Origin of the sequence: Streptomyces ortus, assembly GCF_026341275.1 — a bacterium.
Classification (GTDB): domain Bacteria; phylum Actinomycetota; class Actinomycetes; order Streptomycetales; family Streptomycetaceae; genus Streptomyces; species Streptomyces ortus.
On the sequence record NZ_JAIFZO010000002.1, the window covers coordinates 929,175 to 943,599 of the forward strand.

Consider the following 14,425-nt stretch of genomic DNA (forward strand, 5'->3'; position numbering starts at 1 on the left):
ACCTTCACACCTTCTTCTCCTCGACCGGATCCGGGACAGGATCCGGCGGCCGGTCGAACTCGTCCGTCACCGCGGGCTGCGCATCCCCCTCCCCGCCCGTCCAGCGCACCACCAGGTCCCCCAGAGCCTCCTCCTGGTCCAGGGAGACCGCCTTCTCCCGATAGAGCTCCAGAAGGGCCAGGAAACGCGCCACGACGGTGAGGGTGTCGTCGACGCCCTCCACGAGCGAGCGGAAACTGGCCTCGCCGAGCTCCCGCAGCCGCGCCACCACGATCGCCGCCTGCTCCTGCACGCTCACGAGCGGCGCGTGGATGTGGTCGACGTAGACCTGCGGCTTGGGGCGGGGCTGCATCGCCTTCACGGCCAGTGCGGCGAAACCTTCCGCCCCGATGCTGATGACCACTTCGGGCAGCAGCTCGGCGTGGTGCGCCTCAAGGCCGACGGTACGGGGGTAGCGGCGCGCCTCCTCGTCGAGGCGGCGGTCGAAGATGTCGGCGATCTGCTTGTACGCGCGGTACTGCAGCAGCCGGGCGAAGAGCAGGTCGCGGGCTTCCAGGAGGGCCAGGTCGGCCTCGTCCTCGACCTCGGCGGAGGGCAGCAGCCGGGCGGCCTTCAGATCGAGCAGGGTCGCCGCGACGACCAGGAACTCGGTGGTCTGGTCGAGGTCCCAGTCCGGCCCCATGGCCCGGATGTGCGCCATGAACTCGTCGGTGACCTTGGAGAGCGCGACCTCGGTGACATCCATCTTGTGCTTGGAGATCAGCTGGAGCAGCAGATCGAACGGCCCCTCGAAGTTGACCAGCCGCACCTTGAAGACGCCGTCGTCGGGCTCGGGATCACTTCCGGGCTCGGCCGCCGCCGGGGAGTCCACGCCCGGCCCGGCCGGGCCCTCTTCCACGGGCGGCTCAGCGGGGGGCCCGCCCCCGGGCCCCCGCCCCAGCACGCGCCGTCGCCCACCGGGTGCGGCGGCGGAGGCGGTGGGAGGAGGGCCGTCGTTCGAGGTCATGGCCGTCGCAGGCTACCGCTACCGCCCGCGCAACCGTCGTACGAGAATGCTCGCGTCGCCGCGCGATTCGAGATCCGCGAGGACCACCGCGACGGCCTCCCGCACGATCCGACCGCGGTCGACCGCGAGCCCGTGCTCGCCGCGGAGCACCAGCCGGGCGTGTTCGAGGTCCATGAGCTCCTCGGCGGACACGTACACCGTGATCTTCTCGTCGTGCCGCTCGCGCCCGCTGGGCCGCCGTCCGGAGCCCCGCCCGCGCTTGCGGGCCTGGCCCTGCGGCTGGACCCCGGCAGCGCCTTCCGGCGGCGCCGGACGCCGCCCGGAGCGGTCCGCCGTGACGGCGCCCCGGCTCCGGGACTCCCCGTCGGCGGAGTCGGCGTCGGCCGCGACATGTTCGTCGCCCTCGCCGTCACCGCCCCGCACGGGCACCGACTGCGGCCCGTCCTCCCCGGCCGCGGCGTCGCTCTCGCCCGCCGGAGCGGGCACCCGCGCCTCGCCGTTGGCCGGACGCCGCGGGCTGGAGGACTGGAGCGCCATCCCCCCGGTCGTACGGAACAGTTCGTCGGCCCCCGGCAGACTCACTCGGCGTGACACCGGGCGAGCACCTCCCTGGCGAGCTGACGGTAGGCGGCGGCGCCGACGGAGTTGGAGGCGTACGTCGTGATCGGCTCACCGGCGACCGTGGTCTCCGGGAAGCGGACCGTCCGGCCGATCACCGTGTGGTAGACGTGCTCGTCGAACGCCTCGACCACACGCGCGAGCACCTCACGGCTGTGCACGGTCCGCGAGTCGTACATCGTGGCGAGGATGCCGTCGAGCTCCAGCTCGGGGTTGAGCCGCTCCTGGACCTTCTCGATGGTCTCGGTGAGCAGCGCGACCCCGCGCAGCGCGAAGAACTCGCACTCCAGCGGCACTATCACCTTGTGGGCGGCCGTCAGCGCGTTCACGGTGAGCAGGCCGAGCGAGGGCTGACAGTCGATCACGATGTAGTCGTAGTCGGCCATCAGCGGCTTCAGGGCGCGCTGCAGCGTGGACTCGCGGGCGACCTCGCTCACCAGCTGGACCTCGGCGGCGGACAGATCGATGTTGCTGGGCAGCAGGTCCATGTTCGGGACCGCGGTCTTCAGCAGCACCTCGTCGGCCGCCATGCCCCGCTCCATGAGCAGGTTGTAGACCGTGAGGTCGAGCTCCATCGGGTTGACTCCGAGGCCCACGGACAGGGCGCCCTGCGGGTCGAAGTCGACGAGCAGGACCCGGCGTCCGTACTCCGCGAGGGCGGCACCCAGGTTGATGGTCGACGTCGTCTTGCCCACGCCGCCCTTCTGGTTGCACATCGCGATGATCTTCGCGGGGCCGTGGTCGGTCAGCGGGCCCGGGATCGGGAAGTACGGCAGCGGGCGACCGGTCGGACCGATGCGCTCGCGCCGCTGGCGCGCCGCGTCGGGCGCGAGCGTGGCCGCGTACTCCGGATCGGGCTCGTACTCGGCGTCGGGGTCGTAGAAATGCCCCTCGGGCAGGTCGTCGTAGTCGGCGAAGTGGGTGCGGTTCTCGCCACTTCCGTTGCCGGCCATGGCGTTCACGTGATGGCCATCCATGCTCTGGTGTGCTGTCTGAGTCGTCTTCGGACTCTGGTGGGCTGCGAAGGTGCGCACAGCGACGGAGCCGACAGCTTCGAGCCCCGTTGGCCTTGAGCCCTGCGCAGGCATTCCTGGTTGACCACCCCCGGGAGTAAATGTCGACTCATTCACAAGTCGTCTTACCTCCTTGGTGACCAGGAAACTTCTCGATAGGTCAGCGTGGCACCATGCCGACGGTTGGCGACTCTATGGCGTGTCACCGCTTCGCAGCAACACAATCCGCCGGACCCGGCCCGATGTGTCGGCAACGGAACATCCCTCTGTCAAGGGCGTAAGGACGTCGCACGGGCGGTTCCAGGGGTGTGCGAAACGGTCTAAGGGTTACGTTCGAGGCGAGTTGAACGAGTCTCGCAAAGTGACCCGACACACATCCGGCCGGGCCCCTGAAGCAAGGTCCGGCCGTACGTGCGATGTTGACGAGTCGTGTTGACGTATCGCCTTTTGGCGACGGGGACCTCAGCCGAGCAGGGTCTCCAGCTCGGCGTGCTCCAGGCCGTGGGCCTCCGCGACCTCGCGGTACACGACCTTGCCGTCATGCGTGTTGAGCCCCCGGGCGAGCGCGGGATCACGGCGCAGCGCCTCGACCCAGCCGCGGTTCGCGAGTTCGACGATGTACGGCAGCGTGGCGTTGGTGAGCGCGTACGTCGAGGTGTTGGGCACCGCGCCCGGCATGTTGGCGACGCAGTAGAAGACCGAGTTGTGGACCGGGAAGGTCGGCTCGGCGTGGGTGGTCGGACGCGAGTCCTCGAAGCAGCCGCCCTGGTCGATGGCGATGTCGACAAGGACACTTCCGGGCTTCATTCGCGACACGAGCTCGTTGGTCACCAGCTTCGGCGCCTTCGCGCCGGGGATGAGCACGGCGCCGATGACGAGGTCCGCGTCGAGGCAGGCCTTCTCCAGCTCGAAGGAGTTCGAGACGACGGTCTGGATCTTCGTGCCGAAGATCTTGTCGGCTTCCTTGAGCTTGTTGATGTCGCGGTCGAGCAGGGTCACGTGGAAGCCCATGCCGATGGCGATCTGCGCGGCGTTCCAGCCGGAGACCCCGCCGCCGATGACCACGGCGCGGGCGGCCAGCACGCCCGGGACGCCGCCGGGCAGGACGCCGCGACCGCCATTGGCGCGCATCAGGTGGTAGGCGCCGACCTGCGGGGCGAGGCGGCCCGCGACCTCGGACATCGGGGCGAGCAGCGGCAGCGCGCGGCCGGGCAGCTCGACCGTCTCGTACGCGATCGCCGTGGTGCCGGACTCCAGGAGCGCGTCCGTGCACTCCTTGGAGGCGGCCAGGTGCAGGTAGGTGAAGAGCGTCTGGTCCTTGCGGAGGCGGTGGTACTCCTCGGCGATGGGCTCCTTGACCTTCAGCAGCAGGTCTGCGGCGGTCCAGACCTCGTCGGCGGTGTCGACGATCCGCGCGCCGGCGGCGACGAACTCGTCGTCCGTGATCGAGGAGCCGACACCGGCGTGCCGCTCGATCAGGACCTGATGGCCGTGGCGCACCAGCTCGTGCACACCGGCGGGGGTGATGGCCACCCGGAACTCGTTGTTCTTGACCTCGCGGGGGATGCCGACCTTCACGTCGATCACGGTTCCTTGGCTCAGGAGGGATGCAGCGGGGATCTGGGCCGGGCAGCGCACAACATGACGATGCCTGACATACCCGGATGCACGGGAGCACACCGGGGAACACCACGAAAAGACGCGGCGGAGCCAGTTTAATGAAGGGATTCTCTCTGTCTAGCCTTTCAAAGCATCAATCTTCTTTGGATGCGCTACGGATTTCGCAGGTGTTGCCGTCTTGTTCCCTGCTTGCTGCGCTCTCCGGGAGCTCGTCACCGAGCATTCGTTCGGCGGCGGTGCGGTGCAGCCGGGCGGCCGTGGGGTCCCCCAGCCGGTCGAGCGTGTCGGCCAGCCGCAGCTGGAGAGCGGCCTGCAGCCGGACGTCGTCGGCGCGGCGCGCCCACTCGACCGCCTCCTGGCAGGTGACGAGGGATTCCTCGGGCCGGCCCGCGTACTCCTGCACCCGCGCCATCTCGCTCAACGCCCGTGCCTGGCCCGCCACATCACCGGTCCGGCGATGTCCGGTGACCGCGGAGCGCCAGTTGCGCAGCGCCTCTCCGTAGCGGCCCGCGTAGGTGTGCGCGGTGGCGATCCGGCCGTGCAGTCGGGCCGCGTCGGCGCGCTCGTCGCGGGCGAGCCGCTGGGCGAGCGCGCGCCCGTACCAGTCGGCGGCCCGGTCGTAGTCGCCGAGTTTCTGATGGGCACCGCCCACGGATTCCATCGCGCGGCCGGTCGCGTACGGGTCGTTCGCCTCGCGTCCGGCGTCCAGAGCGGCCCGGTAGCGGGCCAGCGCGTCCGTCGTACGGCCGGTCCGGGCGTCGAGGTCGGCGAGGTTCAGCAGCGCCGCGGCCTTCTCGCGGGGCAGGTTCCGGCGTTCGGCGACGTCCAGGACGAGTCGGTGGATGCCGTACAGCTCGGGGGCGGCGGCCTGCGTACCGACATGGGCGACCAGCGCTCTGACCAGGGCGGCCATCAGGCGGCGGGCCAGGGTGTCCAGCTCGCCGTCGCGGACCGCGAGGCGGGCGGCGGCCAGCAGCGCGGGCTGCCTGATGCGCAGCCAGTCGGCAGCCGCGCGCGGGTTGGGGAAGCGCAGCGCTCGGGGCATCCCGGCGAGCTTCTCGCGGGCGGGCGAGCTGTCGGTCTCGGTGATCGCCCGGCACGACACCAGGAGCCGCACGGTCCGCTCCAGCATGCGGGCGCGGGCCAGTTGCAGTTCGGCCGCGCGGTCCTCGGTCGCGGTCAGCGCGCGCAGCAGCGGCAGCAGGCAGCCGGGCACCTCGTACTGCGGCAGCGGTGACTCCACGGCTCGTACGAGGCCGAGTGCGGTGAAGTCGTCCAGGGTGGTGCGGGCGGCGCCGACCGAGCAGCCGGCGAGCGCGGACGCGGTGTGCGGGTCGACGAGACCGGCGGGGGCGAGCGAGAGGAGTCGCAGTATCCGTGCGGCGGTCGTCGGCAGGGCCGCGTAGGTGAGCCGGAAGATCCGTTCGAGGACCGGGCCGTCGTCACCGTCGGTGTGCAGTTGCTTGGCGAGATCGGCGACGGCGGACTTGGGCCGGTGGGCGAGCCAGGCCCCGGCGAGGACGAGCGCGGCGGGCTGCGCCCCGCAGGTCTCCACGAGTCCTTCGGCGGCGCGCGGGTCCACGGTGATGCGTACGGAGCCGGTGAACCGGTCCAGGAGTTCGAGGGCCGACTTGGTGTCAAGCCCGCCGAGGGTGCAGGGGCGGACGTCCGCGATCCCGGTCAGGGGCCCGCCGGAGACGGCCACGACCAGGCAGTCGGGGGTCTCCGGGAGGAGCGCGTCGACCTGCTGCGCGTCGGCCGCGTCGTCGAGCAGGAGCACGGCCCTGCGGGTGGCGAGCGCCTCGCGCAGCCGCTCCGAGAGGTCGTCCTCGTCCGCTCCGGCCGGCGCGTTCAGTTCGAGCGCGGTGAGCAGGTCGCGGGCGGTGCGTTCGGTCGGTACGGGGGTGCCGTCGGGCTCGGTGAGCCGGGCCCGCAGGACCCCGTCCGGGTAACTGTCCGCGACCTGCCGTACGAGCTCCTCGGCGAGCGCGGTGCGGCCGGATCCGGGCTTTCCGGCGATGAGCAGCACACGCGCGCGGGGCGCCTTGCGGCCGGCGAGGGTGTCCAGGCCGGCGCGGTCGATGTCGGCCCGCAGTTCCTTCAACTCGCGTGCGCGGCCGAGGAACTGACCCCCCGTGAGGGCGGGCGCGGCAGCCGGGCGCCGCCCCTTCTCCGACACCTTCGTGCCGTCGGCATCCACCGCCTGATCCGTCACGGGCCACACTCCCGTCCCACTGCGCGCGCAAGCCCGCCGGGACTCCGGACGGGGCGTTTTCAGAGCCTAGTTCACGCTCTGCGACGATCCGTGCGGAGCGCGGCGGGCACATCCCCCGATCGGATCAGGCGATCGTCACATCGGTGGGCCGATTGCGCGCACCGAAGTGGATCATGCCTCGAACGGGCGTGCTGGCCACGGCGCCTCGGCGGGGCGCAGCGCGTCCAGACCCTCACCGGCCCGGGCGGCGGTCAGCGCGAGGACGCCCACGACGAGACAGTTGTTGTGCAGTTCGCCGGCGAGGACTCCGCGTACGAGCTCGTCGACCGGGACCCGGGAGAGCTCCATGTCGGCCTCCTCGTCCTCGACCTCGAACCGCTGCCCCTCGGCCTCGGAGAGATCGCGGGCCAGGAAGATCCGGACGGCCTCGTCGCAGCCGCCGGGCGTGGTGTACACGTCGGTGAGCACCCGCCAGTCCTCGGCCTTGACGTGCGCCTCCTCGTACAGCTCGCGCTGTGCGGCGTGCAGGGGGTTCTCGCCCGGGACGTCGAGCAGGCCGGCCGGGATCTCCCACAGCTTGTGGCGCACGGGGTGCCGGTACTGGCGGATGACCAGCGCGCGGCCCTGGTCGTCGAGGGCGAGGACGGCCACCGAACCGGGGTGCACCTGGTAGTCCCGCCGGACGACCGATCCGTCGGGCATGACCACGTCGTCGGTGCGCACGGAGGTCTTCTTGCCGGTGAACGGGGTCTCGGTCGCCCTGACCTCCCACTCCTCGGCGGTGTCCTTGATGGTCATGTCGACTTCTTCCTCCCACACACGATCTGCACGCACGAACCGCGCGCACGAACCCGCGCCGCGACGGCGATGCGCACACGGCGGAAACCGGGGCACGCGCCCCAAAAGACGCGCACCCCGGCAACCGTACAACCCTCGGCCTACTTGGCCGTCTTGCGCTCCACAGCGGCCTTGACCAGGCCCGCGAACAGCGGGTGCGGCCGGGTCGGACGCGAGCGCAGCTCGGGGTGCGCCTGGGTCGCGACCAGGTAGGGGTGGATCTCGCGCGGGTACTCCAGGAACTCCACCAGCTTGCCGTCCGGGGACGTGCCGGAGAACTGCAGACCGGCCTTCTTCTCCAGCTCGGCGCGGTAGGAGTTGTTCACCTCGTAGCGGTGGCGGTGCCGCTCCTCCACGTACTCCTTGCCGTCGTACACCTCGCGCACGAGGGAGCCCTCGGCGAGCTTGGCGGGGTACATGCCCAGGCGCATCGTGCCGCCCATGTCGCCGTCGCCCGCGACGATGTCCAGCTGCTCGGCCATGGTGGAGATGACCGGGTGGCCGGTGGCGGAGTCGAACTCGGTGGAGTTGGCGTCCGCGATGTCGGCGAGGTTGCGCGCGGCCTCGATCACGATGCACTGCAACCCCAGGCAGAGGCCGAGCAGCGGGATCTTGTTCTCGCGGGCGTACTGGATCGCGCCGACCTTGCCGGCCACCCCGCGGTCGCCGAAGCCGCCGGGGATGCAGATCGCGTCGACGTCACCGAGCTGCCTGGCGGCGCCCGCCGGGGTCTTGCAGTCGTCCGAGGCCACCCACTTGATCTTCACCCGGGCCTTGTTGGCGAAGCCGCCCGCGCGCAGCGCCTCGGTGACCGAGAGGTAGGCGTCGGGCAGGTCGATGTACTTGCCGACGAGCGCCATGTGGATCTCGTGCAGCGGGTTGTGGACCCGGTCGAGCAGGTCGCCCCAGGTCGACCAGTCCACGTCACGGAAGGGCAGGTCCAGCTTGCGCACGACGTACGCGTCCAGGCCCTCGGTGTGCAGGACCTTCGGGATGTCGTAGATCGAGCGGGCGTCGGGACAGGCGACGACGGCCGCCTCGTCGACGTCGCACATCAGCGAGATCTTGCGCTTGATCGCGGTGGGCACCTCGCGGTCGGCGCGCAGGACGATCGCGTCCGGCTGGATACCGATGTTGCGCAGGGCCGCAACCGAGTGCTGGGTGGGCTTCGTCTTCAGCTCCCCGGAGGGGCCGATGTACGGGAGGAGCGAGATGTGCACGACGAACACGTTGTCGCGGCCGACCTCGTGACGGACCTGACGGACCGTCTCCAGGAACGGCAGCGACTCGATGTCGCCGACCGTGCCGCCGACCTCCGTGATGACGACGTCGACGTCGTCGGTGGCCATCCGGCGGATGCGGTGCTTGATCTCGTTCGTGATGTGCGGAATGACCTGCACGGTGTCACCGAGGTACTCGCCGCGCCGCTCCTTGGCGATGACCGTGGAGTAGACCTGCCCGGTCGTGACGTTCGCGGAGCCGTCCAGGTCGACGTCGAGGAAACGCTCGTAGTGACCGATGTCGAGGTCCGTCTCGGCCCCGTCGTTGGTGACGAACACCTCACCGTGCTGGAACGGGTTCATCGTCCCCGGGTCGACGTTCAGATACGGGTCGAGCTTCTGCATGGTGACCCGCAGACCCCGAGCCTTGAGCAGCGCGCCCAGGCTGGAGGCGGTGAGGCCCTTGCCGAGGGAGGAGGCGACACCCCCGGTGACGAAGATGTGCTTGGTCGTCGTGGCTGTGCTGCTTCGGAAAGCAGCGGGCGGCATGGCCAAGAGGGGGCTCCCGTGGTCGCGGTTTCGGTTGCGGTACGGCTGCCAGGACCGGAGGTTTCCGGCGGTGCCGTCGCTGCGGTTCGGGGGTCCCTTTTCCTGCTCGGGCGTCCACCGGTCCACGGGCTACCAGGGTATCAGCGACGCGAGGAGGTCGCTTCCGGCCACGCTCCGCGCACGCGCCGACACGCGCCACACCCGGGCTCACTCGTTCGGACCGGGCGGGTTGTCGGGAGGGGCGCGCGGAACATCATCGTGCGTCGTATCCTGCTCGGACACTCGCTGCCGAGTAGGGCGGGCAAACGGCACCATCCCGCCGGTATTCCCGGGCCAAGAGCTCGTCGGTTCGCCTCGCGAAGACAATCGCTGCAACCATTGACCTGCGTGACACGCGACAACCGACGTTCCGCAACGACGCTTTACCAATGATCCTCTGACCGCAAGAACACCGCCCCCTCGGGGCGACGTGGCCGTTCGACTGGAGTTGCACGTGGCCGGGCGCATCGAAGACTACGCACTTATCGGAGACATGCAGACGGCCGCGCTGGTCTGCAGGGACGGCACGGTGGACTGGCTGTGCCTCCCCCGCTTCGACTCCCACGCCGTCTTCGCGGGACTGCTCGGCACGGAGGAGCACGGCTTCTGGCGGCTGGGCCCCGCGCACGCCGCCGACGCCGAACCGCCGAGAGCGGTCCGCCGCCGCTACCGCGGCGACTCGCTGATCCTCGAATCCGAGTGGGACACCTCGCGCGGCACGGTCCGGGTGACCGATTTCATGCCCCCGCGCGACGGCGCCCCGCAGCTCATCCGGATCGTCGAGGGCGTCACGGGCCGCGTCCCGATGCGCTCCGCCCTGCGGATGCGTTTCTCGTACGGGCGCGTGGTGCCGTGGGTGCACAAGCACGAGGGACGGACGGTGGCCGTCGCCGGACCCGACTCCGTCTGGTACGACACGGAGTGCGAGACGTACGGCAAGGCGCTGACGACGTACTCGGACTTCACCGTCGCGCCCGGTGACCGGATCGCGTTCACCATCTCCTGGGAGCCCTCGCACAAGCAGCCGCCCGCGCTGCCCGAGCCGGAGCAGTCCCTGGAGGCCACCGAGGAGTTCTGGAGCGACTGGGTCGACCAGTGCACGTACCACGGGCCCTACCGCGAGGCCGTGGTCCGCTCGCTGATCACCCTGAAGGCGCTGACGTACGCGCCGACCGGCGGCATCGTCGCCGCCCCCACGACCTCCCTCCCGGAGGAGATCGGCGGGGTCCGCAACTGGGACTACCGCTACACCTGGCTGCGCGACGCAGCGATCACCCTGTCGTCGCTGCTGCGCACCGGCTACCGCGAGGAGGCGCGCGCCTGGCGCGAATGGCTGCTGCGCGCGGTGGCGGGCGACCCCGAGAACCTGCAGATCATGTACGGCATCGCGGGCGAGCGCGAACTGGGCGAGGCCGAGCTGGACTGGCTGCCGGGGTACGAGAACTCCGGCCCCGTGCGCGTCGGGAACGGCGCCGCCCACCAGCTCCAGCTGGACGTCTACGGCGAGGTGACCGAAGCCCTGCACCTGGCCCACATGACCGGCCTGGCCCGCAACGACTACGCCTCGCTCCTCCAGCTCAAGCTGATCCGCTACCTGGAGGACCACTGGGACGAGCCCGACGAGGGCATCTGGGAGGTCCGCGGGCCGCGCCGGCACTTCGTCCACTCGAAGGTGATGGCGTGGGTCGCCGTCGACCGCACCATCAAGCTCATCGAGTCCGGGGACGCGGACGGCCCGCTGGAGAAGTGGCGCGAGCTGCGCGACGACATCCACCGGGACGTGTGCGAGAAGGGCTACGACAAGGAACGCAACACGTTCACGCAGTCGTACGGCTCCAAGGAGCTGGACGCCTCCCTGCTGCTGATCCCGCAGATGGGCTTCCTGCCCCCGGACGACAAGCGCGTGATCGGCACGATCGAGGCCATCCAGCGCGAGCTGTCCACCTCGGACGGCTTCATCCTGCGCTACCCCACCTCCGGCGACGACGCGGGCGTGGACGGCCTGGAGGGTGACGAGGGCGCGTTCCTGGCCTGCTCGTTCTGGATGGCGGACGACCTCGCGATGATCGGCCGCGTGGACGAGGCCCGCAAACTCTTCGAGAAGCTGCTGGCCCTGCGCAACGACCTCGGTCTCCTCGCGGAGGAGTGGGATCCGCGGCTGCAGCGCCAGGTGGGCAACTTCCCGCAGGCGTTCAGCCATGTCCCGCTGATCGACACGGCCCTGCGCCTGACGGCCTCCGGAGCGTACGGCGGCTGAGCGGCCGGTGTGAGCCCCGTCCGGCGCGTCACGGCAGGTGGCGGACGGGGTAGCGTCCGGCCATGGACAGCAGCACCGACCCGCCGGACAGCCGGCACAGGGGCGGGATCACCGTGCGGCGGGCCCTGGAGCTGCCCGGGCTGCGCGGTGGCCTGCCGGAGATCCTGGCGGGCGCCGACCGCCTCGGCCGCACCGTGCGCTGGGTCCACGCGGGCGAGGTACCGAACATCGCCTCGCTCCTCAAGGGCGGCGAACTGCTCCTGACCACCGGTTACGGGCTCGGCACCCGCCCCGCCGACCAGCGGGCGTTCGTCCGTACGCTGGCCGAGCGCGGTATCGCGGCCCTGGTGGTGGAGCTGGGGCCGCGCTTCACCGCACTGCCCGCCGCGCTCGTGGAGACGGCGCGGGCAGCCGGTCTCCCCCTGGTGCAGCTGCACCGCGAGGTGGCGTTCGTGACGGTCACCGAGGAGATCCACACCGAGATCGTCAACGGCCACTACGCACTCCTCCAGCGCGCCGAGGAGGTCCACCGGCGCTGCACCGAGGCCCTGCTCGGCGGGGGCGGCATCCCGCAGGTCCTCGGCATCCTCGCCGACTTCGCCGGCAACCCGGTCTTCCTGGAGACCCCCGACGGACAACTCCTGTACGCCGCCGGGGCGGGCCCCGCGAACGCCGACCCGCTCCAGGTGTGGGAGGGGCTGCGCGGCCAGCACAGGACCGCGCCGCCCGCCGGCACGGTCCTGGTGGACGTACCCGGCGGCGGACAGGGCGGCGGTGCCGGGTCCGTCCGGGCCCGGCTGGTCCTCCTGCCGGTGAACTCCCCGCTCGCGCCCGTGCACCGGATCGCGGCCGAGCGGGCGGCGGGCGTCCTCGCCGTGGTCCTGATGCAGGCCCGTCAGGAGGAGGAGCTGGCGGCCCGCGGGCGGGGCGACTTCCTCACCGACCTCGCCGAGGGTCGTATCGCGGCCGAGGACGCCCCGGCGCAGGCCCGGGTCCTGGGTTTCAAGCCCGGCGCGAGCCCGCTGCTGCCGGTCGTCATGCGGCTCGCCGACGGGCCGTCCCCCGGCGGCGGCTGGGCCGTGCTGGCGCGGGCGGTCGCCGAGGAGCTGGCCTCGGTGGGCGTACCGGTCCTGCTGGGCGTACGGCCCGTGGAGGGCCGCGTACCGCTGCTGGTGGGGCTGCGGGCGGAGGCCGAGCGGCCGGCGGTCGCGGACCGGGTCGCCGCGGCGCTGCGGGCGGGCGTGGAGCGGGCAGGTACCCAGCGGCCCGGCGCGCAGCCGCCGGTCGTGGTGGTCGGGGTGGCGGGCGGCTGGGCCGCCGCCTCGGCGGGGCTGCGGCACGCGGCCGAGACGGCCACGGCCGCCCAGGGGCTGTCCGACCGGCCCTGGTACGACGCCCGGCGCCTGGACATCGACCTGCTGCTGTGGCGGCTGCGGGACCACCGGGACCTGGCGGCCTTCGTGGACCGCGCGATCGGCCCGCTGCGCGAGCACGACCACCGCTCGAAGCCGCCGCTGCTGCCCACCCTGGAGACGTATCTCGCGCACGCGGGCCGCAAGGCGGAGACCGCGCGCGAACTGCACCTCAACCGGCAGACGCTCTACAACCGGCTCGCGCGGATCGGGGAGTTGCTCGGGACTGACCTCGACGACCCGCAGACGGTACTGGCCCTGAGCCTGGCGCTGCGGGCCCGCCGACTCGTCCCGTGAGCCCTGGCCCTACGGCAGCGGCAGCGGCCGGGTCAGCTCGTCGTACACGCTGAGGACCTGCGCCACGGTCTCGTCCTCGGTCGGCCAGGTGGCCGCCTGGCGCGTGCCCCGGTCCCGCAGCCGCTCGCACCGGCCGGGGTCGGCGAGGAGCGCGGCGACGGCCCCGGCGAGCGCCCGCGGGTCGCCGGGCGGGACGAGTTCGGCCGCGTCACCGACGAGTTCGGGCAGGCCCGCGGTGGCGGCGGCGACCAGCGGCACGCGCGCGTGGAGGGCTTCCTGGGCGAGCAGGGAGCGCGATTCCGGGCAGCCGGGCAGCAGGGCGAGGTCGGCGGCGGAGAGCAGTTCCCCGATGTCGTCCCGGCGGCCGATGAGACGTACCGGGAGCCCTTCGTCCTCGATGCGCCGCTGGAGCGCGCCGCGCAGCGGTCCCTCGCCGGCGATCACGAGCAGCGGTACGGGGTCGAGCCGACTCCAGGCGTGCGTGGCGTCCAGCAGCGTGTCGTACCCCCGGTGCCGGTCGAGGGAGCCGACGGCCACCAGCAACGGCCGGTCGGTCGTGCCGAGTTCCGCGCGCGCCTTGGGCCGCAGTCCGTCGCTCTCCTCGGGCGCGGCGCCGGGCCGTCGCCCGGCCGGCAGCGCGACCGCGGCGAGCCGCGCGTCCCGGGCGCCCCGGCTGCGGGCGCGGTCCACGAGGTCGGACGAGGATCCGAGGACCACCGAGGCGGCCCTCGCCACCCGCCGTTCCAGGGCGCGCAGCAGATGCGCCCGCGCGCCCTCGGCGTAGGGGCGGGTGTGCCAGGTGACGACGAGCGGGACGCGCCGTCCGCTGAGCGCGAGCGCGGCCCGCAGCGCGGCGTGCAGCCCGTGCGCGTGGACCAGGTCGGCGTCCCCGCAGACCGCCCGCAGGGCGGCCACGGAGGACGGGTCGTTGCGCCTGGGCACCGGGACGTGTTGGGCGCCGACGCCGGTGAAGTCGTACGCGTGGTCGGCCTCGGCCGGGGCGCACACGGTCACCCGCACGCCCCGTGCGACGAGTCCCGAGGTCAGCGACCGCACATGGGCACAGCTGCCCGCGCTGCCGCCGCCGAGCACCTGGACGGTACGCAGCGGCGACTGTCCGTGCGGTGAGTGGCTGCTCACGTGGCCGTGGCTCCTGGTTCGGCGTCGGGCGGTCACGAAGAAAAGTACCGAAGGAACGGGCGACGGGGGTGTACCGCTCGTCCCGCTCCCAAGGATGCCAGGACGGGGACGGGCCGCCGACCACCGCGGGGGCGGAGCGGGACCACCGCGGCGGGGGCCGGGTGTGCGGACCGGCGGCGCGGACGGGATACGCGGACCGGAT

Annotated in this window: 10 protein-coding genes; 2 read left to right on the forward strand and 8 right to left on the reverse strand. The window is 72.0% G+C overall.

All coding sequences use genetic code 11. The features are described 5' to 3' along the window. Nucleotides 1-4: 4 nt before the first annotated feature. The 7 genes from K3769_RS07330 to pyrG all read right to left on the reverse strand — a co-directional run bounded on the left by K3769_RS07330 (nt 5) and on the right by pyrG (nt 9,078). On the reverse strand, nt 5-1,006 hold the full coding sequence (locus K3769_RS07330) for a segregation and condensation protein A (protein WP_267025631.1): 1,002 nt from the start codon (nt 1,004-1,006) through the stop codon (nt 5-7). Between the two features lie 18 nt (nt 1,007-1,024). Then, entirely contained in the window at nt 1,025-1,600 is a 576-nt protein-coding gene (locus tag K3769_RS07335) for a hypothetical protein (RefSeq protein ID WP_267025632.1), read from the reverse strand. Further along, nucleotides 1,585-2,712, reverse strand: coding sequence for a ParA family protein (locus tag K3769_RS07340; protein WP_267025633.1), 1,128 nt, complete (start codon nt 2,710-2,712; stop codon nt 1,585-1,587). Before K3769_RS07340 ends, K3769_RS07335 begins: the two co-directional genes overlap by 16 nt. 387 nt (nt 2,713-3,099) lie before the next feature. Then, nucleotides 3,100-4,224, reverse strand: a complete 1,125-nt coding sequence (gene ald, locus K3769_RS07345) for an alanine dehydrogenase (RefSeq protein ID WP_267025634.1) — start codon at nt 4,222-4,224, stop codon at nt 3,100-3,102. A 166-nt stretch (nt 4,225-4,390) separates the two neighbouring features. Next, nucleotides 4,391-6,472 (reverse strand): tetratricopeptide repeat protein, encoded by a 2,082-nt coding sequence (locus K3769_RS07350; RefSeq protein ID WP_267025635.1) that lies wholly within the window; start codon nt 6,470-6,472, stop codon nt 4,391-4,393. 171 nt (nt 6,473-6,643) lie between these two features. Beyond that, entirely contained in the window at nt 6,644-7,270 is a 627-nt protein-coding gene (locus K3769_RS07355; protein ID WP_267025636.1) for an NUDIX domain-containing protein, read from the reverse strand. Between the two features lie 140 nt (nt 7,271-7,410). Further along, the gene (gene pyrG / locus K3769_RS07360) at nt 7,411-9,078 is read right to left on the reverse strand and encodes a CTP synthase (RefSeq protein WP_267031276.1); all 1,668 of its coding nucleotides are present in this window, start codon (nt 9,076-9,078) and stop codon (nt 7,411-7,413) included. Nucleotides 9,079-9,571: 493 nt separating this feature from the next. Between pyrG and K3769_RS07365 the strand changes: the two genes are divergently transcribed. Continuing rightward, nucleotides 9,572-11,374: a glycoside hydrolase family 15 protein gene (locus K3769_RS07365; protein ID WP_267025637.1), complete on the forward strand. Its 1,803-nt coding sequence runs from the start codon at nt 9,572-9,574 to the stop codon at nt 11,372-11,374. Nucleotides 11,375-11,436: 62 nt separating this feature from the next. Further along, complete coding sequence (locus K3769_RS07370; protein WP_267025638.1) at nt 11,437-13,083, forward strand: PucR family transcriptional regulator; 1,647 nt, start codon at nt 11,437-11,439, stop codon at nt 13,081-13,083. Nucleotides 13,084-13,092: 9 nt separating this feature from the next. Here the strand turns inward: K3769_RS07370 and K3769_RS07375 are convergent, their stop codons facing one another. After that, complete coding sequence (locus K3769_RS07375; RefSeq protein WP_267025639.1) at nt 13,093-14,223, reverse strand: glycosyltransferase family 4 protein; 1,131 nt, start codon at nt 14,221-14,223, stop codon at nt 13,093-13,095. Nucleotides 14,224-14,425: the final 202 nt, after the last annotated feature.

What these genes read in the sequence shown, in the direction of transcription:
- K3769_RS07340 (WP_267025633.1), bottom strand. Translation starts at nt 2,712, where the DNA reads ATGCCTGCGCAGGGCTCAAGGCCAACGGGGCTCGAAGCTGTCGGCTCC.
- K3769_RS07330 (WP_267025631.1), bottom strand. Translation starts at nt 1,006, where the DNA reads ATGACCTCGAACGACGGCCCTCCTCCCACCGCCTCCGCCGCCGCACCC.
- K3769_RS07355 (WP_267025636.1), bottom strand. Translation starts at nt 7,270, where the DNA reads ATGACCATCAAGGACACCGCCGAGGAGTGGGAGGTCAGGGCGACCGAG.
- K3769_RS07370 (WP_267025638.1), top strand. Translation starts at nt 11,437, where the DNA reads ATGGACAGCAGCACCGACCCGCCGGACAGCCGGCACAGGGGCGGGATC.
- pyrG (WP_267031276.1), bottom strand. Translation starts at nt 9,078, where the DNA reads ATGCCGCCCGCTGCTTTCCGAAGCAGCACAGCCACGACGACCAAGCAC.